Here is a 26,846-nt window from a genome sequence, read left to right as displayed (position 1 = left end):
CGCGGGTCAGGATGAACCCAGCGACTCGCGCAGCATTTCCAGTTCCAGCCAACGCTCTTCGGCCGCCGTCAGTTCGGCTTCGGCGCGGTCCAGTTTTTCCGTCGTCGCGGTGAAGGCCGCCGGGTCGCGGGCATAGAGCCCGCCATCGGACAGGATCGTCCGCAACTGGCCGATCTTTTCCTCCAGGGTCGCGATCTGGCCGGGCAGGCGGTCGAGCGCGTGCTGGTCCTTGTAGGACAATTTGCGGGCCGGGCCTTTTTCCGAGCGTTTCTGCGTCGGCGCGGATGCACCTGTTTCGGTGCGCCGGTCCCGGCCCGCCGGGGCCATGCCGCCGCGCTGGGCCAGCATGTCGCTATAGCCGCCGGCATATTCAACCCACCGTCCGGCACCTTCCGCCAGCAGCACCGAGGTGGCTACCCGGTCGAGGAAGTCACGATCGTGGCTGACCAGCAGCACGGTGCCGGCGTAGGCGTCCAGCATCTCCTGCAACAGGTCGAGGGTTTCCAGATCCAGGTCGTTGGTCGGTTCGTCCAGCACCAGCAGGTTGGAGGGGCGGGCGAGGGCGCAGGCCAGCATCAGCCGTCCGCGTTCGCCGCCCGACAGCGCGCTGACGGGGGTGCGCGCCTGTTCCGGGCGGAACAGGAAATCCTTCATGTAGCCGATGACGTGGCGCTTCTCGCTGCCGACCTGGACCATGTCGCCGCCGCCGCCGGTGAGCGTATCGGCCAGGGTGCGGGCCGGGTCGAGCGTGCGGCGCTGCTGGTCGAGGGTGACGACCGACAGCGCGGTGCCGATGCGGATCTCGCCCGAATCGGGCTGGTCCTGGCCCGTCAGCAGTCGCAGCAGGGTACTCTTGCCCGCGCCGTTGGCGCCGACGATGCCCAGACGGTCGCCGCGCAGCACGCGCAGGTCCAGCCCGTCGATGACCGTGCGGGGGCCGTAGGCCTTGTGGACGCCCTCGGCCACGGCGACCAGCTTGCCGGACAGGCCGTCTTCATTGGCCTGCATCCTGACGCCGCCAGGGGCGCGCACCGCTTCGCGCCGGGCCTGGCGCAGGGCCGCGAGTTCGCCGACCCGGCGGACATTGCGCTTGCGCCGGGCGGTGACGCCGTAGCGCATCCAGTCTTCTTCGCGCGCGATCTGGCGGTCCAGCTTGTGGGCGTCGCGTTCTTCCTGTTCCAGAATCTCTTCACGCCAGGATTCGAAGCGGCCGAAGCCCTGGTCGAGGCGCCGTGTGACGCCGCGATCCAGCCAGACGACGCTGCGGGACAGGGTTTCCAGCAGGCGGCGGTCATGGCTGATGATGATCATGGCCGACGACAGGGACAGCAATTCGCGTTCCAGCCACTCGATGGTCGGCATGTCGAGATGGTTGGTGGGCTCGTCCAGCAGCAGCAGGTCGGGTTCGGGTGCCAGTGCCCAGGCGAGGGCGCAGCGGCGGGCCTCGCCGCCGGACAATGTCGCCGGGTTTTCTTCTCCCGTCAGGCCCAGTTCGCCCAGCAGCAGGGCCGCGCGGTAGTCGGGCCCCTCGGGCGGCATGCCGGAGCGGACATAATCCAGCGTGGTGGCGAAGCCGGACAGGTCGGGTTCCTGCGGCAGGTAGCGCACGGTGGTGCCGGGCTGGAGGAAACGCTCGCCGTCATCGGCGGCGAGTTCGCCGGCCGCGATGCGCAGCAGGGTGGATTTCCCGCTGCCGTTGCGCCCGACGAGGCAGATCCGTTCGCCAGCCGAGACGCCGAAGCCGGCGCCGTTGAGCAGCGGAGCGCCACCGAGCGTCAGGGTGATGTCCTGAAGAAGAAGGAGAGGAGGCGACATGATCCGGGTTCTGGACCATGGCAAGGGCAGCGCGCAAGGGAGAAAGCGGTAATGCCCTGCAAGGCGGATTTTTAAGTGATTCTTGGGCCGCCGGTGACGGCCTGATAGGTCGCGATGGCCAGGGTCATCGGTTCGAAGGGTTTGGTGATGACGAAGGCGGGTTCGATCGCCTCGCCCGTCAGCAGCCGTTCCGGGTAGGCGGTGACGAAGATGACCGGGGCCATGTGGTGGCGGAGGATGCTGGCGACCGCGTTCGCGCCGTCGCCGCCCGTGCCCAGATTGATGTCCGCGAGGATCAGGCCGGGTTTCGTCTGGCGCGCGAGTTCCACCGCGTCGGCCTCGGTCGCGGCCACGCCGGCGACCTGGTGGCCGCACCAGCGGACCAGGTCTTCGATATCCATCGCGATGATCGGTTCGTCCTCGATGATGAGGATGGAGGTCTGGGCCACCTTGCGCAGCCCGGCATGGGCGTGGGCGAGAATGTCCGCCGCTTCGGCCTCGCCCAGATCCACGACCCGCGCCGCGTCGGCGATCGTCAGTTCCTCCAGCGATGTCAGCAGCAGCAGCTTGCGTTCCAGCACGCTCAGGGTTTCGGCCTCGGAGGCGGCATCCTGCCGGAACTGGCGCGAGATCCACTGGTAGAGACACTGCCGCGCCGGCATCGGTCCGGCTTCCGCAACGGCCAGTCCTCGCAGGCTTTCGGCCACCAGAAGATCGCCGCGTGGCTGACTGCCGGTCAGCGCCCGGGCGTAACGCCTGGCATAGGGAAGGGCCCGGATCAGATCCTGCCGCCGCGAGAGGGGCATTGAACGGTCAACTCCGCAAGGAACTAGGGAACACGTTACAATATGGATCATGACAGCGTTAAATTTGTCCGCAAGGGGAAGTAGGGGCTAAGGTGACCGTCCGCCCGTGATCGTGTCGCCGTCGTGACATCAGGACGGCGGACGAATGCGTCGCCACATCGCGCGGGATGAGTCCCGGCGACGGGCGGATGGGGTGCCCCGGCTGGCAGCGGATGCCGCCGACAGAGTGGCCAGGCGGGGTCATGACGAGATTTTAACGGTGGATTAGGGTTTTCTAAACGCTTCTCACGCCTTCGTCATGATTAAAACACAACCCAGACATTACACTGGTGCGCGTGTTGGCAAGAGAGGAAAAGAACAATGGCCCATAATTTTCATGACCAGGTGATCGCGATCCTCCCGCGCCTGCGTGTTCAGGCGCTGGCCCTGACGCGAAATCGAACGATGGCTGAAGACCTGGTGCAGGATGCCGTATGCAACGCGCTGGCCGCCCAGGACAGTTTCATCCCCGGCACCAATTTTTCGGCCTGGATGCATCGCATCCTGCGCAATCGCTTCATTTCCGACCTGCGCAAGCGGCGGGAAACCACGGATATCGAGGATATCCCCGCCTCGGTGCTGGCCACGACGGCGCCCCATGAGGACCGGCTGGCACTGAAGGATCTGGCAATGGCGCTGGACCGTCTGCCCGAAGACCAGCGCGAGGCGCTGATCATGGTGGTGCTGCACGGCATGAGCTACGAACATCTGGCGGAGGCGACCGGATGCGCGGTCGGCACCGCCAAGAGCCGGGTTTTCCGTGCCCGCCGCCAGCTGGAAAGCTGGATGATGGGCGAAGAACATGACTCGCCGCAGATCAAGGCGCGGGTGGCCCGCATGCGCGGCCTGCTGGCGGCGAGGACGGGAACGCGCAGGCCTGAAGTGGCGCGTTCCTGATCCACGCCCGGCAACCCTTCGCTTCCCTGGCGGTTATTTCCTGAGTCGGACGGCTGGACGGTAGGTCGCGGGCTGTTTTACTGTCCGCCGATATCGACACGTTCGGGATGCGGGTTCAGAGGGTTGGCGGGGTATTAGTGGATCTCAGGGATCATCAATGACGTCCCGCAAGGATTCCCGTCCGAGGCGGCCGTCGAAAACCAGCAAGACCACCCAGCGAGACGATCCGTTCGAGCTATGGCTCAAGCGTGGGCTGCATGAGTTGTTCGACGGAGTCGCTTCGGAGCCGCTTCCCGAGGAGTTGCTGCGTCTGATCGAGGAAGACCGCAAGACCAGGGGCTAGATGGGCAAGGGTGGCGGCCGGAACAGGCCGGGGCGTGGTACGCCATATGGTGGATGGCTTTTTAGGCTGTTCGGGACGGTCAGTGCGCGGATGATCGCGATCATCCTCTGCGCGGCCGGCCCCATGGCCGTGATCGCCAGCCTTCAGGCGTGGAACAGCTATCGTCATACGCTTGAGGCGCCGGCGTTCCGGGCGGACATGGCGGTCAGCCGGATCGATCTGGAAGTGCGCCACGATGTCGATCATATCGGCGCCCTGCTGTCTTCGGTCAGTCGGATGTCGCTGGATGAAGATGGGTTCGCGCGGATCTTCCAGATGGCCCGGTCGCTGACCGGGGAATTCTACCGCCTGGCGTTGCTGGACGATCATGGGCGGGTGGTGCTGGCGGTCAATGGCGATACGATACCTTCGCTGCCTGACCAGGTGCCGTACGACGATCTGCCGCGCTTCAGCGGTGACGTTCGGGTGGTGCCGCTCGATATCCCGCGGCAGGATGCGAACCGGCATTCCTATATCCGGGTGACCCTTTCCACGCCGATTGCCGATTCCTCGGGGACGGTACGATCCGGTTTCCTGACGGCGGTCATGCCCGTGATCTGGAGCCGCCGTCATCTTCAGATCGGCGATCCCCGACTGGATTTCATGCAGAAGAACGGGGCGATCGACGCCTGGATCGTCGGCCGCGACCAGACACTTTCCCCTTTATGCGATGATTGTGCTTCTCCCGGACCGCCGCCCGCGGAGGTGCAGCGCTGGATCGGGGCCATGACGTCCGTTCAGCGCGAGGTCCGGCAGACCATGAGCGTGGGGGATGCCGCCTTTGCGTTCGGCCCGATCGAGGGCGGGGTGGCGGCACTGACGATGACCCGGCGCAATTCGGCCGAAACCCATGCGCTGGTCATGTTCGTGATCTGGCTGTTCGTCATCGTCAGCCTGCTGGGATGCTGCCTGATTATCGTGACCCAGAGCGCGAATGCGCTGCTGGTCGCGCCCGTGCGCCAACTGACCGGCTCGGTCGAGCGGTGGCAGGCGGATGGCGGCGTGTTCGATGCGCAGGCGAGTTGGGTCATGCCGATCGAGATCCGGCAACTGGCACGGGCCTTCACGCAGGCGACCCGCAGCCTGGCCCGCGACGAGCGGCGGCTGGCGCGTGCGGCGGTAAGGCAGGAACTGCTGCTGAAGGAGATGCATCATCGGGTCAAGAATAACCTGCAGATCGTTGCCTCGCTGCTGAACCTACAGGCCAACCGCATCCGCCAGGCCGAGGCGCGCGAAGAATTCGCGCAGGCGCGCGACCGGGTGCGGGCGCTGGCGACCCTGCATCGCTACCTGTATGCCGAGGGCGAATTGTTCAGCATGAACATGGAGCATTTCGTCACCGAACTCTGCGGCCAGATCATGCAGGCGGCGGGGCATGCGGGCAGCGGGCAACTGGCCCTGTCGGTTGAGGCGGCGACGCTGGAACTGGAGCCCGACCAGGCGGTGCCGCTGGCGCTGATCATTACCGAGATCGTCAGCAATGCCATCAAGCATGCCTTTGCCGATGGGCGGCGCGGCACCATTTCCGTCAGGCTGGAGCGGGTGGAGCCCGGCCAGGCGCGGCTGGATATCGCCGATGACGGGATCGGGCTTGCCGGCGGATACCAGCAGGCCAGCGAGGAACGCAGCGGGATCGGCATGCAGTTGATCCGTGGTTTCGCGCGACAGTTGGGCGGAAGCCTGAAGATTATCGAGGAGGACGGGACGCGCTATATCCTTCTGTTCCCTCTGAAAGAGGACGAATCGGGCGATCTCGTCCGCTGAATCCGCATGGCCGGTGGCCGGATGGCGGGGTGATTCACGAGCGGGAATGGGTGTCCCTGGCTGGACGCTTCGATTATAGGTCGCGGTCATGAGCGGTGACAAAATGGTGATGCGCGCCTGGACACGGGCGCAATCGCGCCTGGGGCGCCGGCAGGCAATGCCGGTCATGGCCTGCGGCTTGCTGGCGGGGCTGGTCGCCGTCGGCCAGGCATGGTGCGTGGCGGCGGTTCTGGCGCGGGGACTGATCGGGGCGGGCACGGCCGCGTGGCCGGGTGCCGGGCTGCTTCTGGCCGCGTTGGCGGGCCTGGCGGTAGTGCGTGGCCTGATCATGGCCGGAGGCGACATCTGTGCGGCCCGGGCCGGGCAGGCTGCCCGCCGGCGGCTGCGCGACGAGGTGCTGGGCGCCATCCTGCGGGGCGGGCCGGCCCTGCTGCGGCGCCGGCACAGCGCGGAACTGGCGGTCCTGGCGGTCGACAGGATCGAGGCGCTGGACGGGTTCTTCGCGCGCTGGATTCCCGCATCTGTGCTGTGGATCGCGGTTCCGGGACTGATTGCGGCCCTGGCCGCGCTGGTGCAGCCGGGTGCGGCGGTGATCATGGTCGTGTGCGGGCTGGCCGTGCCGGTGGGGCAGGCCGTCTTCGGCATCGGCGCGGCCGTAGCGTCGCGCAACCAGTTTCTGGCCATGACCCGGTTGCAGGCCCGCTTTCTGGACCGGGTGCGCGGTATCGCCACCATCGTCCTGCTGAACCGCACGGATGACGAGGCCGGACGACTGGCCACCGCCGCCGACGAGCTGCGCCGCCGGACCATGAAGATCCTGCGGGTGGCGTTTCTTTCCTCGGCGTCGATCGACTGCGCGATGGTGGTGGCGCTGGTGCTGATCGTCGTACGGGATGGCGGCATGCTGGCCGTGCTGCGCCATGGGGGCACTTCGGCCTCGCTTGCCGATGCGGCGGCGCGCAGCCTGTTCGTGCTGCTGCTGGTGCCGGAATTCTTCGCGCCCCTGCGTGCGCTGGCCCTGGCCTATCAGGATCGCGCCCATGCGGCCGGTGCGGCATCCGCCATGGGCGATCTGCCGGACGGAACGGATGCGGCGGCGCCGGCCGGCGCCGCGGTGCCGCGTCTTTCCGAAGGCGGGGTGTCGGTGGCGTTCGAGCATGTCACCTTTGCCTGGGATGCCGCGCGCGGGCCGGTGCTGAGGGATCTGAGCTTCGCCGTTCGGGCAGGGGAGATCCTGACGCTGGTCGGGCCTTCGGGGGCCGGTAAATCGACGATCATCGAGATGCTGCTGGGCTTTATCGTGCCGGGTAGCGGCCGCGTGCTGGTGGGGGGCGTGGATCTGGCGGCCGTGACGCCCGCGACCCAGTCCGGGCTGATGTCGTGGATCGGGCAGAAACCGGTGCTGTTTGCCGGGACGCTGCGCGAGAATATTCTCTTCGCCCGCCCTGATGCGGATGACGATGCGTTGGCCGCGGCGCTGCGCGCGGCGTCGGTCGATCGTTTTGTCGCGGACTTGCCCCAGGGGTTGGACACGCCGATCGGTGAGGGCGGGTTCGGCCTGTCGGGCGGGCAGGCGCAGCGCGTGGCGATTGCGCGGGCCTATCTGAAGGACGCGCCGCTGCTGCTGCTGGACGAGCCGACGGCGCATCTGGACCCGGAGACCGAGCGCGAGATCTTTGCCAGCCTGCGCATTCTGGCGCAGGGCCGGACGGTGATCCTGTCCAGCCATGCGGCGGGGGTGCGGGCGTTTGCCGGTCCGTGTCTCGATCTGGGGAAGAGTGGCGATCCGGCACCGGGCGCGGGGCGGATGGCGCCCATCGAGGAAGGGCATGTCCATGTCTGATCGCTCCCTTTCCGGTTCGCGGGCGCAGGATCGTGATGGGCTGACCCCGGTCCTGCGGGTTCTGGGATTGTGGAAGGATCGCGCGCCGCGTCTGGTGATGGGCGGTGTGCTGTCGCTTGTGGCGCTGGCGGCGGGGCTGGTGCTGATGCGTGGGGCCGGCGCGCGCATGGCGGGGCTGGCCTTCGGCGGCGCGGTGGCCGGACTGGCGCTGTTGCGCGTGGCCGGTGTGGCGCGCGTGGTGCTGCGTTATGTCGAACGCCTGGCGACCCATGATGCGATGTTCCGGGCGCTGGCCGATATCCGCGTCTGGTTTTTCCGCCGGCTTGCCGGTGGGGCGGCTGCCGGGCTGGGGTTTCGCCGGGCGGGCGACCTGCTGTCGCGGCTGGTGTCGGATGTCGAGGCGCTGGACGGGCTGTATCTGCGGATTATGGTGCCGCTGGCCGGGGCGTGCGTGGTGCTGCCTTTTCTGGTGCTGGCGGTTCTGCCGGTCGATCCGGTGCTGGCGGTGATCGTCGGCGGGCTGTTCGTGATCGGCGCCTTCGTCCTGCCGCTGGCGGCGGCCGTGATGGGGCGGCGCGAAGGGGCGATCCTGACGCATCGTCTGGCCGACCTGCGGATCGGGGTGCTGGATCTGGTGACCGGGTTACGTGAAATCCGGGCGTTTGGGGCTGAAGGGCGCATGCTGGCGCATGCCCGGGCGCGCGATGCCGCGTTGCTGCGGGGGCAGGCGCGACAGGCGCGGCTGCTCGCGATGATGGGCGGGGCGTCTTATCTGTGCGGGCAGGCGGCGGTGCTGGCGGTGCTGGCGGCGATCCTCGGTGTCGGGCTGGGGCCGATCCCGGCGGCGCGTGGAGTGGGGCTGCTGTTCCTCGTGATTGCCGGCTTCGAGAGTGCCGGCGGCCTGACGCGGGCCGGGGCGCTGGCCGGCGGCATCAGCCGCGCGGCGGCGCGGGTGGTCGCGGTCGGCGAGACGGATGGGCCGGTGGTGCCGGCGGGCACGCGGCCGGCCCCGGCGGGCACCGATATCCGCTTCGAACAGGTGTCGTTCCGCTGGCAGGCGGATCGGGCTGCCGTGTTCGACGGGTTGAATCTGGAGATCAGGCAGGGGGCGCGGGTTGCGATCCTGGGGCCTTCGGGGATCGGGAAATCCACGCTCGCGGCGCTGCTGCTGAAGGTGGCGGCGCCGACCTCGGGGCGGATCATGCTGGGCGGCGAGGATCTGGCGACGCTGGAGAGTGGCTCGGTGCGCCAGCGGATGGCGTGGCTGTCGCAGGCGACGCATCTGTTTGCCGATACCATCCGCGCCAATCTGCTGCTGGGGCGGCCGGATGCGACCGAGGCCGATCTGTGGACGGCGCTGGATCGCGCGCAGGTGGGCGATGTGGTGCGTGCGCTGCCCGAGGGGCTGGATGCTTGGCTGGGTGAGGGCGGGGCATCGCTCTCGGGTGGCCAGGGGCGGCGGATCGCGCTGGCGCGCACGCTGCTGTCCGACGCACCGATCCTGATCCTGGACGAGCCGGCGACCGGCCTGGATGCCGAGACCGAGCGCGAATTCCTCACCACGCTTTACGATGTGACGGCCGGGCGCACGGTGATCCTGATCGCGCATCGTCTGGTCGGTGTGGAAAAACTGGATCGCGTTTGGCGCCTGTCGGACGGCCAGGCGGTAGCCGCCGCCGTCTGAAGCCGGCGGTTTTTCCTGGGGATGGCGTTTCTGCTCGGAGAGCCGTGCTGGTGAGCGAGAGCGGCCCTTCGGGCCGCGCCCGTCATGTGTTTTCGAGCATCGTAGCGGAGCGGCCTTGATGGGCGCCCGCCGCGGAGCGTGGAAAGCGGGCGTCGGATTCCTCGGAATAGAGAGTACGGTGTTTCTGCCCGGAGAGCCGTGCTGGTGAGCGAGAGCGGCCCGTCGGGCCGCGCCCGTCGTGTGTTTTCGAGCATCGGAGCGGAGCGGCCTTGATGGCCGTGAGCAGCGAAGCGCAGAAAACGCGCGTCGGATCGCCGCCAGCGCGGCTCTCCGGGCAGAAACTGTTGACGTGGGGGTGGGGAGGGGGCACCAAGGTTCCCTATCCATATGTCGCTGACTTTCCCGCATTGTTGGCGGCGGATTCATCCGTAAGCCGGTTAAGCAAGGGGATCTGCCGATGCGTCGCCTCTCTCTCGTTCTGGGGTTGTGCCTGCTGGCGGGGTGCGCCGATGGTCCGTCGCGGAAATATGTCGTGTTCTTCACCCGTGATTCCACGGCGCTGGAAGATCCGGCCCTGTGGGTGGTGCAGCATGCGGCGGAGCAGGCAGTGCATTATCCGCAATCGATGGTGACGGTCGAAGGCTATGCCTCGGCGCATGGCGACCTTTCGGCGGACGCCCTGCTGGCGATCGACCGGGTGAAGAAGGTTTCGGGACAGTTGGTGGCTGACGGGGTGAAGGTCGATCGGATCCGGCAGAAGCCGCGCGCGCCCTCGAACGAGGACGGTGCCGTGGGATCGCGCCGTGTCGAGATCGAGATTGCAGCACCCTGACGCCCCCGTTGCGGACCGTATGATGGTGTCGCCCGCCGCCGGCATGACGGCCCCCGAGAGGGCGGATACGCCCCGCGCGATCCTGTCGCGTGTGTTCGGATTCCCTGATTTCCGTGGCCTCCAGGAGGAGGCGGTGGACGCGGTGATGGCCGGGCGCGACTGCCTGGTGCTGATGCCGACCGGCGGGGGCAAGAGCATCTGCTACCAGGTGCCGGCACTGGCGCGTCCGGGCACCGGGCTGGTGATTTCGCCGCTGATCGCGCTGATGGACGACCAGGTGGCGGCCCTGCGGCAGGTGGGCGTGAATGCCGGGGCGCTGCATTCGGAACTGGAACCCGAGGATGCGGCGCGGGTGCGCGCGGACCTGGCGGCCGGGCGGCTGGATATCCTGTATGTCTCGCCCGAGCGGCTGCTGTCGCCCGGCACGCTGGACAGGCTGTCGCGGCTGACGATTTCGGTCATTGCGATCGACGAGGCGCATTGCATCTCGGCCTGGGGGCATGAATTCCGGCCGGAATACCGTGCGCTGGCCACGCTGCCCGAGCATTTTCCCGGTGTGCCGCGCATTGCGCTGACGGCGACCGCCGATCCGCGCACGCAGACCGATATTCTCGGCGCGCTGGCGATGCCCGATGCGCTGGTCCTGCGCGCCAGTTTCCATCGGCCCAACCTGGATATCGCGGTGCGGCCGAAGACATCGGAACTGCGCCAGTTGCTGGAGGTGCTGGGCCGGCATGAGGGGGAGGCCGCGATCGTCTATTGCGGCAGCCGCAACAAGACCGAGCGGGTGGCGCGGTCGCTGACCGAGCGCGACTGGCCGGCGCTGCCGTTTCATGCCGGGCTGTCGCCGATCGAGAAGCGGGCCGCGCTGGCCCGGTTCCGCTCGGGCGAGCCGGTGGTGATCGTCGCGACCGTCGCCTTCGGCATGGGGATCGACCGGCCCGATGTGCGGACGGTGGTGCATCTGGATATGCCCTCGTCGCCCGAAGCCTATTACCAGCAGATCGGCCGCGCCGGCCGCGATGGCGAGAAATCGGAGACCGTCCTGCTCTATGGCGGCGACGATATCGCGCGGGCGCGGCACTGGCTGGAGCAGTCCGCCGCACCCGAGGCCCAGAAACGGATCATGAGCGCCCGGCTGGAGGCGATGATCACCCTGACCGAGACCACGGGGTGCCGCACGCAGGCGCTTCTGGGCTGTTTCGGCGAGACGCTGGCCACGCCGTGCGGGCATTGCGACAATTGCCGCAATCCGGTGGCCTCGTTTGATGGCACGGTCGAGGCGCAGAAGGTGCTGTCGACGATCTATCGCATCGGCCAGAAATTCGGCGCGGTGCATGTGGCGGCGGTGCTGCGGGGCAAGGAAAATGAGATGGGCGCGCGCTACAGCCATGACCGGCTGAGCGTGTTCGGGATCGGCAAGGACCGGCCGGAGCAGTTCTGGCGCGGGGTGATCCGGCAGTTGATCGCGCGCGGGGCCATCCGCGTGACCGGCGATTATAATGCGCTGGCGCTGAACGAGGCCGTGGCGCGCCCGATCCTGCGCGGCGAGGATAAGGTGCTGCTGCGCGACGACCCGGTGGAGGAGCTGAAGACGACGCGCGCCACGCGGTCGGGGGGCGCCGCGCGGTCGGCCACGGCGCGGCCGGTGGTCAGTCTGCCGCCCGAGGCCGAGGGGCCGTTCGCCGCGCTGCGTGCCTGGCGGCTGGGCGAGGCGCGCGAGCAGGAAATTCCGCCTTATGTGATCTTCCACGACGCGGTGCTGCATGACATCGCGATCGAGCGCCCGGCGACGTTGGACGAGTTGGGGCGGATCAAGGGTGTGGGGGCGTCCAAGCTGGACCGCTATGGCGACGCCGTGTTGCAGGTTCTGGCCGAGGCGGGCTGACCCGATGGCCGGCGTGCCCTCCGAAGAACGCTATCGCGAGATCCTGTCGCTGGTGCGGGCGCGCGGCTATGTGGCGAATGAGGAACTGGCGCAGCGCCTGCGCGTGGCGGTGCAGACGATCCGCCGCGATGTGAACCATCTGGCCGGGATCGGGCAATTGGCCCGGCATCATGGCGGGGCGGGGCTGATCTCGTCGATCGAGAACATCGCCTATGCCGAACGGCAGATCCTTAACCGGCGGGAGAAGGAGGCGATCGGCCAGATCGCGGCCCGGGAAATTCCGGATCATTCGTCGCTGTTCATCAATATCGGCACGACGACCGAAGCTTTCGCGCGGGCGCTGCGGCATCATCAGGGGCTGCGGGTGATTACCAATAACCTGCATGTGGCCTCGACCCTGGCGCCGGAATCCAGTTTTCGCGTCGTGGTGGCGGGGGGAACGGTGCGGTCGCATGACGGGGGGATTACCGGCCCGACCGCGACGGCGATGATCGACCAGTATCGCGCCGATTTCGGGGTGATCGGCATCAGCGGCATCGAGGAAGACGGCACGCTGCTGGATTTCGACCTCGACGAGATCGACCTGGCGCGGGCGATCATGCGCAATGCGCGCACGGTGTTTCTGCTGGCCGATCATACCAAGTTCGGGCGGCGACCGATGGGGCGGGTGGGGCATCTGTCCGAGGTGCAGGCGCTGTTCACCGATCGGCCGCCGCCGCCATCGGTGCGCGCGGTGCTGGAGCAGCACCAGATCGCCCTCCATATCGCTGGTGTCAGCCCGTAAACGTGGGCTGGTGGCGATCCGGTGCGCGTTTACGGGCAGACACCCTCGGTGCCGTGCAGTCTGTGCGGGCTTTCCGCTTTCCGCAGGGTGGTGTGTTCCAAAGCGAACATTGCGATGGGTTTCATGACAAAATAATCAGGTTTTTCGGGTTCGAAACCGCGCTTCATCGCTTCGTTTTGCGTTGATTTCTCCTTTTATGTTCGTTTACGAACATCGGCAGGAGGAACGAGCCATGTTGTCCGATCCATCGCGCGGGGTGAATGCCGCGCAGGAACCCTATGACCTGCTGATTGTCGGGGGCGGTATCAACGGCGTCGGCATCGCGCGGGATGCCGCCGGGCGCGGGGCGTCGGTGCTGCTGGTGGAACAGCACGACCTGGCGTCCCATACCTCGTCCGCCAGCACCAAGCTGATCCATGGCGGGTTGCGGTATCTGGAATATTACGAATTCCGCCTGGTGCGCGAGGCGCTGATCGAGCGCGAGCGGCTGCTGGCGATCGCACCGCATATCATCTGGCCGCTTTCCTTCGTGCTGCCGCATTCCAAGCTGGTGCGGCCGGCCTGGATGCTGCGGATGGGGCTGTTCCTGTACGATCATCTGGGTGGCCGGATGACGCTGCCGCGCTCGCGCGGGGTGCGGCTGGACCGCGACCCGGTGGGCACGCCGCTGCGGTCGGATTACCGGCGCGCCTTCATCTATTCCGACGGGCGGGTGCTGGACAGCCGCCTGGTGGTGCTGAACGCCATGGATGCGCGCGCGAAGGGGGCCGATATCCGGACGCGCACCAGGCTGGTCGCGGCGCGTCGGGTCGATGGCGTGTGGGAAGCGACGATCGAGGATGCGGCCGGCCAGCGGGTCGTGCGGGCGCGTGGGCTGGTGAATGCGGCCGGACCCTGGGTGGAACGCATCCTGCGCGATACGCTGGCGATCAAGACGTCCAAGCAGGTGCGGCTGGTCAAGGGCAGCCACATCGTGGTGCCGCGCTGCTTCGAGGGCGAGCAGGCTTATATCTTCCAGAATCCCGACCGGCGGATCGTGTTCGCCATTCCCTATGAGCGGGATTTCACGCTGATTGGTACCACCGACATTCCGTGGGCCGCCGATCCGGGCGAGGTCAGGATCGGCGACGACGAGGTGCGCTATCTGTGCGAGAGCGTGAACCGGTATTTCCGCAAGCCGGTCACGCCCGAGGATGTCGTATGGACCTATGCCGGGGTCCGGCCGCTCTATGACGACGCGGCGCAGAATGCCTCGGCGGTGACGCGCGATTATGTGCTGGATGTGGACGCGCCGCCGGGCGAGGGCGTGCTGCTGTCGATCTTCGGTGGCAAGATCACGACCTATCGGCGCCTTGCGGAACATGCGCTGGAGAAGCTGGCCCCCAGCCTGCCGGTTCTGGGCGGGCAGGGATGGACGGCCAGCCGGCCGTTGCCGGGGGGCGATCTGGGGCCGGGCGGGTTCGATGCCGCCGTGGCGCGCCTGCGGGCCCATGCGCCCTTCCTCTCGGCGGACGATGCCTGGCGGCTGGTCCGCAATTACGGCACGCTGGCGTGGGACATCGTGGGGAAAGCGCAGCGCCAGGCCGATCTGGGCGAGGATTTCGGCGGCGGGCTGACGGCGCGCGAGGTCGATTATCTGATTGCCCAGGAATGGGCGGTGACCGCCGAGGATATCCTGTGGCGGCGCTCGCGCCGGGGCCTGCATATCGATGATGCGGGCAAGGCGCGGCTGGAACGCTATCTCGACGCCCGGCGCGAGGCCGTGCGCGACAGCCGGCCCGCCATGGCCGGCTAGGACCGGCGGCGTCCATCCGGGCTGCCAGCCCGGACGGACGCGCCCCGGGATCAGGGACTCCAAGAGCAATAACCCGAAAATCAATAAAGAGAAGAAACGGGACCATGTTCAGGAACAAGCAGTTTGTCGGCGAGCTGATCGCTGAATTCATCGCGGTCTTCATCATCATCCTGTTCGGTGATTCCGTGGCCGCGATGTATTCGCTGTATGATCCCAGCCCGTACCGCAATGCCTATTGGGGCGTGTGCATCGTCTGGGGGCTGGGGGTTACCATCGCCATCTATGTGACCGGTGCGGTCTCGGGCACCCATGCCAATCCGGCGGTGACGCTGGCGCTTGCGCTGTTTCGCGGTTTTTCGTGGCGCAAGGTGGTGCCCTATGTTGCCGTTCAGGTGCTGGGCGGCATGGCGGGGGCGGCCATCGTCTATGTGCTCTATGCGCCGGTGATCGATCATTTCAATCTGGCGCATCATCTGGACCGCCTGCATGACGGTGGCGCGGCCGGGGTGTTCTTTACCCATCCCGGCGATTTCGTGACGCCGCTTCATGCCCTGGTGGATGAGACCATCCTGACGGCGATGCTGCTGTTCGGGATATTCGCCGTGACGTGCGAGTATAATACCCAGGCGCCACAGGCCAATTCCGGCGCGCTGATCATCGGGTTGCTGGTGGCGGCGATCGGCGCGTGCGCGGGCTATCTGGAAGCCTGGGCCATCAATCCGGCGCGCGATTTCGGGCCGCGCCTGTTCTGTTATTTCGCGGGCTGGGGGCCGTCCGCGCTGCCGGCGCCGGATCATTACTGGTGGGTGCCGATCGCGGGGCCGCTGGCGGGCGGTGTGATCGGCGCCGGCGCCTATGAATACCTGGTGCGCCCTTATATGCCGCGCCTGCGCGACCGGGTGGCGTCATCGGAGGTCGGCCCGCTGGCCGACGCCCCGGTGGCCGATACCGGCTTTTCCGGCCAGCCATGACATCGAGCGCAGACTCGGGAGGAACGAGCATGAGAAACAAGAATACCATCCTGGCGATCGACCAGGGCACGACCTCGACCCGCAGCATCGTCTTCGATCGTGACGCGCGGCCCCTGGCGACGGCGCGCGCCGAATTCGCGCAGCATTATCCCGACCATGGCTGGGTGGAGCATGACGCCGAGGAGATCTGGCGCGACGTGCTGTCGACCGCGCGCGGCGCGCTGGAGCAGGGCGGCGGCGTGGAAAGCGTGGCGGCGATCGGCATCACCAACCAGCGCGAGACGATCGTGGTGTGGGATCGCGCGACGGGCAAGCCGATCCATCGCGCCATCGTCTGGCAGGATCGCCGCACCGCCCCGCTCTGCGCCCGCATGCGGCAGGAGGGCTGCGAGGACCTGGTGCGCGCGCGGACGGGGCTGCTGCTGGACCCGTATTTTTCCGCCAGCAAGCTGGCCTGGATCCTGGACAACGTGCCGGGCGCCCGGCGGGATGCCGAGGCCGGGCGGCTGGCCTTCGGCACGATCGACAGCTTCCTGCTCTGGCGCCTGACGGGTGGGCGGGTGCATGCGACCGACGTGACCAATGCGGCGCGCACGCTGCTGTTCGACATCCATCGCCAGTGCTGGGACGAGGATCTGCTGCGCCTGTTCAATATCCCCGGCAATCTGCTGCCCGAGGTGCGGGGCAACAGCGAGATTTATGGCGAGACCGATCCGGCGCTCCTGGAGCGTGCGATCCCGGTGGCGGGCATGGCGGGCGACCAGCAGGCGGCCCTGGTCGGGCAGGCCTGCTTTACGCCGGGCATGGCCAAGGCGACCTATGGCACGGGCTGCTTCGTGCTGCTCAATACCGGCGAGGCGCCGGTGACCTCGGCGAACCGGATGCTGACCACGATCGGCTACCGGATCGGCGGCAAGACGATTTATGCCCTCGAAGGCGCGATCTTCGTCGCGGGGGCGGCGATCAAATGGCTGCGTGACGGGCTGCAACTGATTACCCATGCCTCGCAGACCGACGACATGGCGACGCGCATTCCGCATAGTCATGGCGTGTATATGGTGCCGGGATTCGTGGGGCTGGGCGCGCCGCACTGGGACCCGGAGGCGCGCGGCCTGATCTGCGGCCTGACGCTGGATGCCACGGCGGCGCATATCGCCCGGGCCGCGCTGGAATCGGTGGCCTACCAGACCTACGACCTGATGGAGGCGATGGCGCAGGATGGCGGCGGGCTGGTGACGACCCTGCGCGTCGATGGCGGCATGGCGGCCAATGACTGGTTCTGCCAGTTCCTAGCAGACATCCTGCAGGCCGGCGTGGAGCGGCCGACCCATCTGGAGACCACGGCCACGGGTGCGGCGTTCCTTGCCGGACTGGCCTGTGGCGTCTGGACCGATCTGGACGATGTGGCGGCGCGCTGGTCGCGGGGCCGCGTGTTCGAGGCCAGCATGGAGGACGCGCAGCGCCAGACCATGCTGGATGGCTGGCGGCAGGCGGTGCGGCGGACTCTGACCCCCAAAGCGGCCTGATCGCGGGCCGGGGAGAGTAGATCCTGTTTGAACGCATGCGTTCAAACAGGCGAAGATTCTTGTAAAAACAATAAGCTAGAGAATTTCCACCGAACCGGTTTTCGGTGGAAATTCTCTAGGGTGTCGTCTCTTCGGTATTCGCCGACGGTTGGACGACAAAGGGAACGCTGCGCGTTGCGCCGCCCATGAAGCGGAAGGTGATGGTGATCTGCTGGCCGGGGCGCAGGCTGTCGTCATAGCCGGTGCAGATCAGGTGGTAGCCGCCGGGCGGGAACACCAGGGTGGTCTCGGCCGGCAGGGCCAGATGCGCGAACAGGGTCGCGGTGTCGCTGGTGCTTTCCTGTTCCGTGTGATGGGCGAACAGCTTCTGGCAGGCAGGCGATGAGACGCCGGCCAGCAGATGAACCGATTTGCCGCGATTCTCGATCGTGAAATACCCCGCCGCGATCCGGCGATCGGGGCGGAGGATCTGTATCGAGGTATCGCGGATATCGATATCCTGTCCGGTCGCGGCCTGGTCGTCCTCGGGCGCGAGGGGGGCGGCCCGGGCGGCCGAGAGGCCTGCCTGGCTCATGAGGATCAGTAATCCGATCAGCAGCGCGTGTCGCGTCATGGGCTCCTCGGCTTCATTGCGGGAAGAATATCAGGATGCCGGAACGGGGCAAAGCGGGCCCGGCATGGACGCATGGGCTTGCGTCCGGTTGATTTCGTGCGCATTTCCCACCTCGGAAACACGCTGCTCAGGACTGATACCCGCATGAGATGCCCTTTTTGTGGTCATGACGATACCCAGGTCAAGGACAGTCGCCCGCATGAGGACGGGGCGGCGATCCGTCGCCGGCGGATCTGTGCGTCATGCGGCCAGCGTTTCACGACCATCGAGCGGGTGCAGCTTCGGGACCTGCATGTCATCAAGACGGACGGGCGGCGGGTGGCGTTCGAGCGGGACAAGCTGGCGCGGTCGGTGCGCATTGCGCTGCGCAAGCGCCCGGTGGATGACGAGCGGATCGAACGAATCGTCAACGGCCTGGTGCGCAAGCTGGAGGCGTCGGGGGAAACCGATATCCCGTCGGGCGATATCGGCAAGCTGGTGATGGACACGCTGCGCGAGGTCGATATCGTGGCCTATATTCGGTTCGCCAGCGTGCATTGGGATTTTCGTGAAACCAAGGATTTCGCGGCGATCCTGGAGTCGATCCCCGGAACGGTCGAGGCCCGGGCCGCCGCGGCCGGCGGGCGGCAGGACGAGGCGCCGGGGGATGGGGCTATGGACCTGGCGACGTAAAGAGGCGATGAAGCCGCCTTTCGCGGAATCGTGGCAGCAGGAGACAGGCGCATGAACGGATCGCAGGACGAAGACAGCACCCATGCGCGGACCCGCTCGCGGACCGCATCGCGCGTGGCGGTGGTGCAGGCCCTTTTCCAGATCGAACAGGCCGGCGACGCGCCGGAGGCGGTGATCCAGCAGTTTCTGCGCCACCGGCTGGTGGTGACGCCGGGAAGCGACCAGGGCGCCGAATATGAGGACGGGCGCGTGCCTGAGGCCGATATCCGCCTGTTCGAGCAGGTGGCGCGGTCGGCGGTGGCGCGGCGTGAACAGATTGACGCCCTGATCGTGGATGTGCTGCCGGCTTCGTGGCCGGTCGGGCGCCTGGACCCCGTGCTGCGGGCCCTGCTGCGTGCCGCTGGCGGCGAACTGGCGGTGGTCGGCGGGGTGCCGACGCGGGTGATCATCAACGAATATCTCGATATTGCCCACGGCTTCTTTTCGGGGGACGAGCCGAAGATGGTCAATGGCGTGCTCGATACGCTGGCGCGCCGGCTGCGCGCATCCGAGACCGCGCCCGAAACCGCGTCCGATGGGGCGCCCCAGGAAACGCATGGGGCCGAAGGCGCCTGATCCGGCGGGGCGCGCCGTGTCGCAGCCTTTGTCGGGCGCGGGCCTGCCGTCGGAGTTCAAGTTCATCCGGCGGCATTTTCGCGCCCTGGCGGGCGAGGGGGCGCTGGGTCTGACGGATGACGCGGCGCTGGTGCATCCGCCGGAAGGCCGCGAACTGGTGATCGCGGTCGATACGATGGTCGAATCCGTGCATTTTCTGCCGGACGATCCGCCCGATACGGTGGGGCGCAAGCTGTTGCGCTGCAATCTGTCCGATCTGGCGGCGATGGATGCGACGCCGCTGGGCTATCTGCTGTCGCTCACCCGGCCGCAATCGCGGGATGAAGAGTGGTTTGCCGCTTTCGCCGCGGGTTTGCGCGACGATCAGGCGCGTTATGGCCTGACCCTGCTGGGGGGCGATACCACCGCGACAAAGGGGCCGCTGGTCCTGTCCCTGACCATTCTTGGCCATGTGCGGCCCGGCGGGGCCCTGCGGCGCAGCGGGGCGCGGGATGGGGATGATGTCTGGGTGACCGGGACGATCGGCGACGGGGCGCTCGGGTTGCGGGTGCTGCGCGGTGAACTGGCGGATGCCTCCGGCTTTCTGGCCCGGCGCTACCGTCTGCCGGAGCCCCGGCTGGGGCTGGAACTGGGGGGGATTGCCTCGGCGGCGATGGATGTGTCGGACGGGCTGGTGCAGGATCTGGGCCATCTGGCGCGGGAAAGCGGCCTGGGCGCGTGGCTCGATGCGTCGTGCGTGCCCTTGTCCGACGCGGCGCGGCGGGCGGGGGCGGCGTGGCTGCCGACCTGCCTGACCGGGGGCGACGATTACGAATTGCTGCTGGCCGTTCCGCCGGAACACGAAGGGGCCCTGCGCCATGCCGCGGCGCGGGGGGGCGTGCCGGTGACGCGGATCGGCCGCTTCGACCGCACGCTGGACGGGGTCGACGTCCGCGATGGGGCAGGTGGCGTGCTGGCGCTGGATCGCACCGGCTGGAGCCACCTTTAGGAGGCTGTCGGGTTGGGGTACCAGCCTCTGGCGATCTGGGGTAAGCTTTCAGGATGAGCAGCTTCATCCCATTTGATCGATCGCAGCCGTATCTTCTGCCGCCGGATGTGAAGTCATGGCTGCCGTCGGACGATGTGGCGCATTTCATCGTGGCGGCGGTGGAGCGGGTGCCGCTGGGGGCCTTTTCGGTGCCCCGGCGGACTGGCGGCAAGGCACAGTATCATCCGCGCCTGATGCTGGCGCTGCTGATTTACGCCTATGCGAACGGCGTATTCTCATCGCGTCGGATCGAACGGGCGACGTATCGTGACATCGGTATGCGCTTTGTGGCGGCGAACCTGCATCCTGACCATGACACGATCGCGACGTTCCGGCGCAGCAATCGCACGGCGATCGAGGCAGCGTTCCTGCATGTGCTGGAACTGGCACGCGAGACGGGGCTGATGCGGCTTGGCACGGTGTCGATCGACGGCACGAAGATCGATGCCAACGCCTCGAAATACCGTTCCATCCGTTATGATCGCGCAAAAGAATTGCGCGAAAAGCTGACCGCCGACATCGCCACCCTGATGGAGCGGGCAGAGGCGGCAGATGCGACCGATACGGATCACCAGGCCTTGCCGGAGGAACTGGCCCGCCGGGAGGCTCTGAAGGCAAAGCTGGATGAAGCCTGTGCGCGGCTGGAAGCGGAAACCCAGGAGCAGGCCGAGACCGCCCGGCCCGAATACGAACGCAGGAAAGCAGCCTTTGATGCGAAGCGGGGACGGCGCGGTCGGCCGCCGAAAGAGCCGGACGATAAACCGCCATCAGACCGGCAGATCAACCTGACCGATCCGGACAGCAAGCTGATGCGTCGCTCCGACGCCCATGAATACCGGCAAGCCTACAACGCCCAGGCCGTGGTTTGTGCCGAGGGCAGCCAGTTGATCCTGGAACATGGGATAGTTGCGACGACGGCGGACGCGCCCAGCTTCGCCGCCACCATCCTGGGCATGGAGAAAAGGATCGGCCTGCCACGCACCGTCCTTGCCGACACGGGTTTCGCCAGCGGCAAAGCCATCGGACTATTGCAGGCCAGCGGCGTGGATCCGCTGGTCGCCATCGGACGCCCCATGGACCGGCGCCCTTATGACTTCCGGCCAGAGCCACCATCCAAGGCGCCGCCCCGGATCACCGAGCCATGGCGCCTGGACATGAAGACTAGGCTGCAACAGGACCCGGCAAAAACCCTCTACACCTTACGCAAGCAGACCGTCGAACCGGTCTTCGGCATCATCAAGAGCGTCATGGGCTTCACCCGTTTCGATCTCCGTGGCCTCGCCAACGTCGCAACAGAATGGACGCTCCTCGCCCTCGCATACAATTGCCGCAGGATCACACGACTGACGGCCGCGTAAACGCCCTCGCCACTTAATAACAGGGCCCAACCCGACAGCCTGTTAGAAGCTGTTTGAAAAGTCACCCTGCCGGCGATCCGACGCGCATTTTCTGTGCTTCGGTGCTCACGGTCATCAAGGCCGCTCCGCTCCGATGCTCAAAAATGCACGCCGGGCGTGCCGCTACGCGGCACTCTCGCTCGGCAGGCCGACTTTGCAAACAGCCTCTTGGCCCCGGCTGTCAGTTCGCTGTCAGCGAACGGTCATACACGCGGTAGCGCTTGCAGGGGTCGGGGGCGAGGCGTTCGATCAGGCGGCGCATCGGCATGTTGGTCTCGACGATCCAGCCCATTTCGACCATCCGGTAGGGCAGCGACTGGCCGCGCCGCATCAGTTCGGTAATGGCCAGGGCCGGCAGGATGGCGCCCAGGGCCGTGCCCTCCATCTTGGAACTCACGCCCAGCAGGATGACGCGGGCGGAATGGAATTTGTGGCGGAGCAGGCGCGCGGCCAGCTTCACCCAGCCCAGCGGGGAGGGGGCGCCGCCGAGGTCGCTCGCGATGTCGTAGAGATTCGGCACGACGAGGGCGACGGCCACCGGGTCGCCGTTCTGCTCGATCAGCACATAATGCTCGGGCTTCAGGATCGGCTTCATCTGCGCGACCATCGCCGTCATCTCGGCTGGGGTCAGCGGCAGGGAGCCCCAGTTGTTGCGCCAGGCGTCGTTGTAGAGCCCGCGCAGGATCTCGCCGTCCTCGGCCATCCTGTCCTTGCGCATGGTGCGCGTGGTCACGCTGCCCAGCCGGCCTTCGCCCAGCCGCAGGCTGGAGGGAACGAGGTGCTTTTCTTCCGCCTGCGGGCCGATTTCCATCTGGTAGGCGAGGAAATCCATCGCCTGGGCGAAACCGGCGGCCTCGATCAGCGGCGGGAGCCAGCGCGGGTGCCAGGGCATGGCGATCATCGGCGGGGCGTCGTGGCCCTCGATCATCACGCCCGTTTCGCCGTTGGAATTCAGCGTGAAGGGCCCGCGGGCGGTGACCATGCCCTGCGCGCGCAGCCACGCGCATGCGGCGTCGAGCAGGGCGGCGACCACGGCGGCGTCGTCGATGGCGTCCAGCGCCCCGAAAAAGCCAATATTTTCGCCGAGTCTCTCGATGGCCAGGTCGTCGATCTGCGCGGAAATCCGGCCGACGGGCCGGCCGCCGCGCATGGCCAGGAAATATTGCGCGCGCCCGTGGCCGAAGAAGGCGCTCTTGCGCGGGTGCAGCAGATCCTTCTGCTCCATGTCCAGCGGCGGCACGTATCCGGGCAGCCCGGCATAGAGCCGGCGCGGAAGACGGATGAACTGCGAGAGCTGACGAAGGCCGGATACGGGAGTGATGACAAGTTGATCCGCTTCGTTCATGACCGTTCCGTTTTTGGGCTGCGGTGGGCCGGAACCGGGTGCCCGCGATGGCGGGGAACCGGCCGAGCCATGCAGCAGGCAAGTGGCTGACTGGAGTGGCCGCATAGGCCAGCCTGTGCTGATGACATGGAAATGGTAGTCAAAGAAAGGGGCCCGATGACCAAGATCCATCAGGGTGGCGAAATCCGTTTTGATCCGGCGACCGTCCTGATTACCGGGGCCTCCAGCGGCATCGGGGCGGAACTCGCCCGCTTCTATGCGCGCTCGGGCCGCCGGCTGGTTCTGTGGGGGCGCGATCCGGCCCGGCTGGAGCAGGTGGCGCGCGACTGCCGGACCATGGGGGCCACGGTCGCGACGCGGGAGTTGAACCTGGCCGACGGGGCCGCCGCGATCGCGGCCTTTCGCGAGGATGACGACGCGCACCCGGTCGATCTGCTGATCCTGGCCGCCGGCCTGGGCGACATGCGCCAGCAGGCGGCGCTGACCGAGCGGGCGGAGACGGTGCTGGAACTCGGGCTGGTGAATTTCGCGACCCCGGCGGCGCTGGCCACGGCCGGGGCCGAGCGGATGGTGCCGCGGCGGCGGGGGCATATCGTGCTGCTGGGCTCTGTCGCGGCTTTCCATGCCCTGCCGTTCGCGGCCGGCTATTCGGGATCGAAAGCCGGGCTGGCGCGTTTTGCCGAGGCGCTGCGCAACGGCCTGCTGGACTACGGCGTGGGCGTGACGCTGGTTTCGCCGGGATTCGTCGATACGCCGATGAGCCGGCGGGTGAGCAGCACCAAGCCGTTCCTGCAAAGCGCGCCCCAGGCCGCGCGGCTGATCGCGCGGGCGGTGGAGGAAGAGCGGCCGCATCTGATCTTCCCCCGAATCTTCGCGGGTCTGCGTGTGCTGGATATCGTGCTACCGCGTCGGATACGGGATTTCGTGCTGAGGCGCCTGAAGGCCGAACAGGCGCCGCGCCCGACGATCTGACGCCCGGCGCGCCTGTTTGCGTCGGCATACCATCCGCAGGGAGCCTGGACTGGACATGAAAGAAATCGTCGCCGTGGATATCGGCGGAACCCATGCCCGTTTCGCGATCGCCACGGTGGAGGCGGGGCGTGTGGTGGCGCTGGGGGATGCCCTGACCCTGAAATGCGCCGAACATGCGAGCCTGCTGCTGGCCTGGGAGGCCTTCGGCCGGCAGATCGGGCGCACGCTGCCGCGCGCCGCCGGCATTGCCGTCGCCTGTCCGATCCAGGGCGATATCCTGAAACTGACGAACAATCCGTGGATTATCCGCCCCGCGCAGCTTGGCGCCCAGTTGGGGGTGGACGAGCATGTGCTGGTGAATGATTTCGGCGCCGTGGGGTATGCGGTGGCGCAGGTGGACGCCACCCATCTGCGCCATCTGTGCGGGCCCGATCGCGCACTGCCGGCCGAGGGCGTGACCACCATCGTCGGCCCCGGCACCGGGCTGGGCTCGGCCTATGTCGTCCGCCGCGACGGGCGCTGCCTGGTGTGCGAGACCGAGGGCGGGCATGTGGATTTCGCGCCGCTGGACAGTGTGGATGACCGGATTCTCCAGCGGCTGCGGCAGCGTTACCGCCGGGTTTCGGCCGAGCGGATCGTCTCCGGGCCGGGGCTGGTGAATCTCTACGAGACGATTGCCGAGCTTGAGGGGCAGCCGGCGCGTATCCATGACGACAAGGAACTCTGGACGCTAGGGCTGGAAGGGCGCGACCCGATGGCATCGGCGGCGGTGGAGCGGTTCTGCCTGGCGCTGGGCGGCGTCGCGGGGGATCTGGCCCTCGCGCAGGGAGCCAACGGCGTGGTGATTGCCGGCGGGGTGGGCCAGCGGCTGGCGGACCATCTGCCGCGATCGGGGTTCGCCGAGCGATTCGTGGCCAAGGGGCGATTCGAATCCATGATGGCGCGGATGCCGGTGAAGCTGATCACCCATCCGCAGCCGGGATTGCTTGGAGCGGCGGCCGCCTTCGCCGAACGCTTCGCCTAGGCGGCTCATGAGGCACTTTTAAAACCGCCTCCAAAGGGGTGCGGGGTCTCTTGCATCATATCGGAAGCGGTAGGACATTCCCTTGACCTTTGTTGAGGGAAGAGACTGGCAGTGACGCATGACGGCGCCGGGGCAACCGGCTGGATCGACCGTTTTTTCCATGTGACGCGCCGGGGCTCGACCCTCTCGCGGGAACTGATTGCCGGGCTGACCACGTTCGGGGCCATGGCGTATATCATGATCGTCAATCCGGCGATCCTGGCCCTGGCGGGGCTGGACCGGCATGACATGATCATGACGACCATCGCGGCCTCGGTCGTGGGCTCGCTGCTGATGGCGCTGCTGGCCAACCTGCCCATCGCCCTGGCCCCGGCCATGAGCAGCAACCTCGTCTTCGCGCAGGTTGTCGTGGTGCAGATGGGGATCGCGCCGCCGGTCGCCTTTACCATGGTCTTTATCGGCGGGCTGGGCTTCGTCGCGCTGTCGCTGACGCAATGGCGGCAGAAGATCGTGATGGGGTTTCCCGTTTCGGTCCGCACCGGCATCCATTGCGCGATCGGCGCCTTTATCGCCCATATCGGCATGGTCAGCGGCGGGCTGGCGGTGAAGGGGGCGGAGGGGTTCGCCTTCGGGTCGCTGCGCGATCCGGCGGTGCTGCTGGCGATCGGCGGTCTGTTCCTGGCCGGGGCGCTGCGGATGCTGCGGGTGCCGGCGGGAATGTTGCTGAGCATCGTGGCGGTGACGCTGGCGGGGTGTTTCGTCCACCATCCCGATGGCCATCCGGTCACGTCGCGGCCTTCCGCCTGGCTGGAGTGGCCGCATTATCCGGTCCACATGCTGTTTCCCTTCGATTTTCATGGGTTCGTCACGCATCTCGGCCTGGTGCTGCCGGTGACGCTGTATTTCTTCCTTGGCGATTTCTTCGATGCGACGGGCACCATGATGGCGGTGACGCGCAAGGCCGGGCTGTCGGTCGAGGACGGGCAGCCGGTGCTCGGCCGGGCCGCCTTCGTGGCCGATGGCACGGCCAGCGTGATGGGCTCGATTCTCGGAACCTCCACGGTGTCGGCCTATCTGGAATCGCTGGTCGGGGCCGAGGCCGGGGGACGGACCGGGCTGGTGGGGGTGACGGTGGCGGCGCTGTTCGCGCTGTCGTCGGTGCTGTGGCCGGTCATTACCGCCGTTCCGGCGGTGGCGACCGCGCCGGTGCTGATCCTGGTCGGGTTGGGCATGCTGTCCGACATGGGGCGGGCGGAGCAGGACGATGCGGGGGGGATTCTCGCGCCCCTGCTGATGGTGCTGGTCACGGTCATGACCGGCAATTTCATGGTCAGCCTGGCGCTGGGGCTGCTGCTCTATACCGTGCTGGCGGTCGTGGCGCGGCGCTGGCGCGAGATTACGCCGATCCTGCTGCTGCTGGACGGGGTGTTCATCTTCTATCTGGTGCTGGCCAGTGGCATCGGGGGAGGGACGTGAAGGCATTTGGCGCGTTGCTGCTGCTGTCGGGCCTGTCCTTCGCGGTGCCCGCCGCCGCGACGGAAGGGGGGAGTATGTGGCCCGACACGCCGGATGCGCGTCTGGAACTGGAAGCGCTGGTCGCGACGCTGGATGCGCGCCTGCTCTCCCACCCCAGCGCGACCCTGACGCTGGAGGGCTGGTGCCGCGATCACGGTCTGGCGCCGGTGGCCCGTGTGGTGGCGCGCCGCGTGCCCGGTGTAAAGCGGGCGCCGAGTGCCGAACAGCGGCGGGAACTGGCCGTGGATGCGGAAGTTGACGTTGCTTATCGCCGGGTGGAACTGGCGTGCGGAGGGCGTGTGCTGTCGGTCGCGGACAACTGGTATGTGCCCTCGCGCCTGACCCCGGCGATGAACGACCTTCTGGCGCGGACCGATACCGCGTTCGGCCATGTGGTGGCGGACCTGCATTTTACCCGCCGGACATTGGAGAGCACTCACCTGTTCACGCCGCTGCCCGATGGGTGGGAGCGGGATGGCCTGCCGCCGCCGGGGGCGGGGAGAATTGCCATTCCAGCCGCGATCCTGCGCCATCGTGCGTTGCTGTATCGTCAGGACGGATTGCCGTTCAGCGAGGTGGTGGAAACCTATACCGGTGCGATGCTGGATTTTCCTCCGCCGCCATCGAAGTGAGAAATGCC

Annotated in this window: 23 protein-coding genes; 19 read left to right on the top strand and 4 right to left on the bottom strand. The window is 67.3% G+C overall.

Translation table 11 applies throughout. The features are described 5' to 3' along the window. Positions 1-6: 6 nt before the first annotated feature. A complete protein-coding gene (locus tag ACMAUO_RS02935; RefSeq protein ID WP_420357187.1) occupies positions 7-1,818 on the bottom strand; it encodes an ABC-F family ATP-binding cassette domain-containing protein in 1,812 nt (603 codons plus the stop codon). Positions 1,819-1,886: 68 nt separating this feature from the next. After that, complete coding sequence (locus ACMAUO_RS02930; protein ID WP_420355490.1) at positions 1,887-2,621, bottom strand: response regulator; 735 nt, start codon at positions 2,619-2,621, stop codon at positions 1,887-1,889. Between the two features lie 360 nt (positions 2,622-2,981). Here ACMAUO_RS02930 and ACMAUO_RS02925 point away from each other — a divergent pair, with 360 nt between their 5' ends. The 11 genes from ACMAUO_RS02925 (at position 2,982) to glpK (ending at position 17,026) form a co-directional block, all read left to right on the top strand. Then, on the top strand, positions 2,982-3,557 hold the full coding sequence (locus ACMAUO_RS02925) for a sigma-70 family RNA polymerase sigma factor (RefSeq protein ID WP_420355489.1): 576 nt from the start codon (positions 2,982-2,984) through the stop codon (positions 3,555-3,557). A 157-nt stretch (positions 3,558-3,714) separates the two neighbouring features. After that, positions 3,715-3,900 (top strand): hypothetical protein, encoded by a 186-nt coding sequence (locus tag ACMAUO_RS02920; RefSeq protein WP_420355488.1) that lies wholly within the window; start codon positions 3,715-3,717, stop codon positions 3,898-3,900. Positions 3,901-3,990: 90 nt separating this feature from the next. Next, positions 3,991-5,703, top strand: a complete 1,713-nt coding sequence (locus ACMAUO_RS02915) for a sensor histidine kinase (RefSeq protein ID WP_420355487.1) — start codon at positions 3,991-3,993, stop codon at positions 5,701-5,703. A gap of 88 nt (positions 5,704-5,791) precedes the next feature. Next, entirely contained in the window at positions 5,792-7,546 is a 1,755-nt protein-coding gene (gene cydD / locus ACMAUO_RS02910) for a thiol reductant ABC exporter subunit CydD (protein ID WP_420355486.1), read from the top strand. After that, the gene (gene cydC, locus ACMAUO_RS02905; RefSeq protein WP_420355485.1) at positions 7,533-9,230 is read left to right on the top strand and encodes a thiol reductant ABC exporter subunit CydC; all 1,698 of its coding nucleotides are present in this window, start codon (positions 7,533-7,535) and stop codon (positions 9,228-9,230) included. The genes cydD and cydC overlap by 14 nt, the downstream gene beginning before the upstream one ends. Before the next feature lie 457 nt (positions 9,231-9,687). Then, positions 9,688-10,062, top strand: coding sequence for an OmpA family protein (locus ACMAUO_RS02900; RefSeq protein ID WP_420355484.1), 375 nt, complete (start codon positions 9,688-9,690; stop codon positions 10,060-10,062). A gap of 22 nt (positions 10,063-10,084) precedes the next feature. Further along, positions 10,085-11,950 (top strand): DNA helicase RecQ, encoded by a 1,866-nt coding sequence (recQ, locus tag ACMAUO_RS02895; RefSeq protein WP_420357186.1) that lies wholly within the window; start codon positions 10,085-10,087, stop codon positions 11,948-11,950. Between the two features lie 4 nt (positions 11,951-11,954). Next, positions 11,955-12,734, top strand: coding sequence for a DeoR/GlpR family DNA-binding transcription regulator (locus ACMAUO_RS02890; RefSeq protein ID WP_420355483.1), 780 nt, complete (start codon positions 11,955-11,957; stop codon positions 12,732-12,734). 232 nt (positions 12,735-12,966) lie between these two features. Continuing rightward, the gene (gene glpD / locus ACMAUO_RS02885) at positions 12,967-14,529 is read left to right on the top strand and encodes a glycerol-3-phosphate dehydrogenase (protein WP_420355482.1); all 1,563 of its coding nucleotides are present in this window, start codon (positions 12,967-12,969) and stop codon (positions 14,527-14,529) included. 104 nt (positions 14,530-14,633) lie between these two features. After that, entirely contained in the window at positions 14,634-15,500 is an 867-nt protein-coding gene (locus ACMAUO_RS02880) for an MIP/aquaporin family protein (protein WP_420355481.1), read from the top strand. A 29-nt stretch (positions 15,501-15,529) separates the two neighbouring features. Beyond that, a complete protein-coding gene (gene glpK / locus ACMAUO_RS02875; RefSeq protein ID WP_420355480.1) occupies positions 15,530-17,026 on the top strand; it encodes a glycerol kinase GlpK in 1,497 nt (498 codons plus the stop codon). 115 nt (positions 17,027-17,141) lie between these two features. Here the strand turns inward: glpK and ACMAUO_RS02870 are convergent, their stop codons facing one another. Continuing rightward, complete coding sequence (locus ACMAUO_RS02870) at positions 17,142-17,639, bottom strand: copper chaperone PCu(A)C (RefSeq protein WP_420355479.1); 498 nt, start codon at positions 17,637-17,639, stop codon at positions 17,142-17,144. Between the two features lie 144 nt (positions 17,640-17,783). Between ACMAUO_RS02870 and nrdR the strand changes: the two genes are divergently transcribed. Genes nrdR through ACMAUO_RS02850 form a run of 4 tightly spaced genes read left to right on the top strand, consistent with a single transcriptional unit; the run spans position 17,784 to position 21,311 of the window. Further along, entirely contained in the window at positions 17,784-18,311 is a 528-nt protein-coding gene (nrdR, locus tag ACMAUO_RS02865; RefSeq protein ID WP_420355478.1) for a transcriptional regulator NrdR, read from the top strand. 51 nt (positions 18,312-18,362) lie between these two features. Continuing rightward, a complete protein-coding gene (nusB, locus tag ACMAUO_RS02860; RefSeq protein WP_420355477.1) occupies positions 18,363-18,926 on the top strand; it encodes a transcription antitermination factor NusB in 564 nt (187 codons plus the stop codon). Next, a complete protein-coding gene (gene thiL, locus ACMAUO_RS02855; protein WP_420355476.1) occupies positions 18,907-19,914 on the top strand; it encodes a thiamine-phosphate kinase in 1,008 nt (335 codons plus the stop codon). The genes nusB and thiL overlap by 20 nt, the downstream gene beginning before the upstream one ends. A gap of 53 nt (positions 19,915-19,967) precedes the next feature. Next, positions 19,968-21,311 carry an IS1182 family transposase gene (locus tag ACMAUO_RS02850; protein ID WP_420355475.1) on the top strand — a complete coding sequence of 448 codons (1,344 nt, stop codon included), beginning with the start codon at positions 19,968-19,970 and terminating at the stop codon, positions 21,309-21,311. Positions 21,312-21,531: 220 nt separating this feature from the next. On the opposite strand, the gene ACMAUO_RS02845 is transcribed toward ACMAUO_RS02850, so the two are convergent. Further along, the gene (locus ACMAUO_RS02845) at positions 21,532-22,695 is read right to left on the bottom strand and encodes a GNAT family N-acetyltransferase (RefSeq protein WP_420355474.1); all 1,164 of its coding nucleotides are present in this window, start codon (positions 22,693-22,695) and stop codon (positions 21,532-21,534) included. A gap of 156 nt (positions 22,696-22,851) precedes the next feature. On the opposite strand from ACMAUO_RS02845, the gene ACMAUO_RS02840 reads away from it, so the two are divergent. The 4 genes from ACMAUO_RS02840 (at position 22,852) to ACMAUO_RS02825 (ending at position 26,838) form a co-directional block, all read left to right on the top strand. Beyond that, the gene (locus ACMAUO_RS02840; RefSeq protein WP_420355473.1) at positions 22,852-23,667 is read left to right on the top strand and encodes an SDR family NAD(P)-dependent oxidoreductase; all 816 of its coding nucleotides are present in this window, start codon (positions 22,852-22,854) and stop codon (positions 23,665-23,667) included. A 55-nt stretch (positions 23,668-23,722) separates the two neighbouring features. Further along, positions 23,723-24,691, top strand: a complete 969-nt coding sequence (gene glk, locus ACMAUO_RS02835; RefSeq protein ID WP_420355472.1) for a glucokinase — start codon at positions 23,723-23,725, stop codon at positions 24,689-24,691. Between the two features lie 111 nt (positions 24,692-24,802). Further along, on the top strand, positions 24,803-26,167 hold the full coding sequence (locus ACMAUO_RS02830) for an NCS2 family permease (protein WP_420355471.1): 1,365 nt from the start codon (positions 24,803-24,805) through the stop codon (positions 26,165-26,167). After that, complete coding sequence (locus tag ACMAUO_RS02825) at positions 26,164-26,838, top strand: hypothetical protein (protein ID WP_420355470.1); 675 nt, start codon at positions 26,164-26,166, stop codon at positions 26,836-26,838. The genes ACMAUO_RS02830 and ACMAUO_RS02825 overlap by 4 nt, the downstream gene beginning before the upstream one ends. Positions 26,839-26,846 lie beyond the last annotated feature (8 nt).

It is taken from the genome of Gluconacetobacter brunescens (genome assembly GCF_048695475.1).
Classification (GTDB): domain Bacteria; phylum Pseudomonadota; class Alphaproteobacteria; order Acetobacterales; family Acetobacteraceae; genus Gluconacetobacter.
This window is presented reverse-complemented; position numbering and strand designations above follow the sequence as displayed.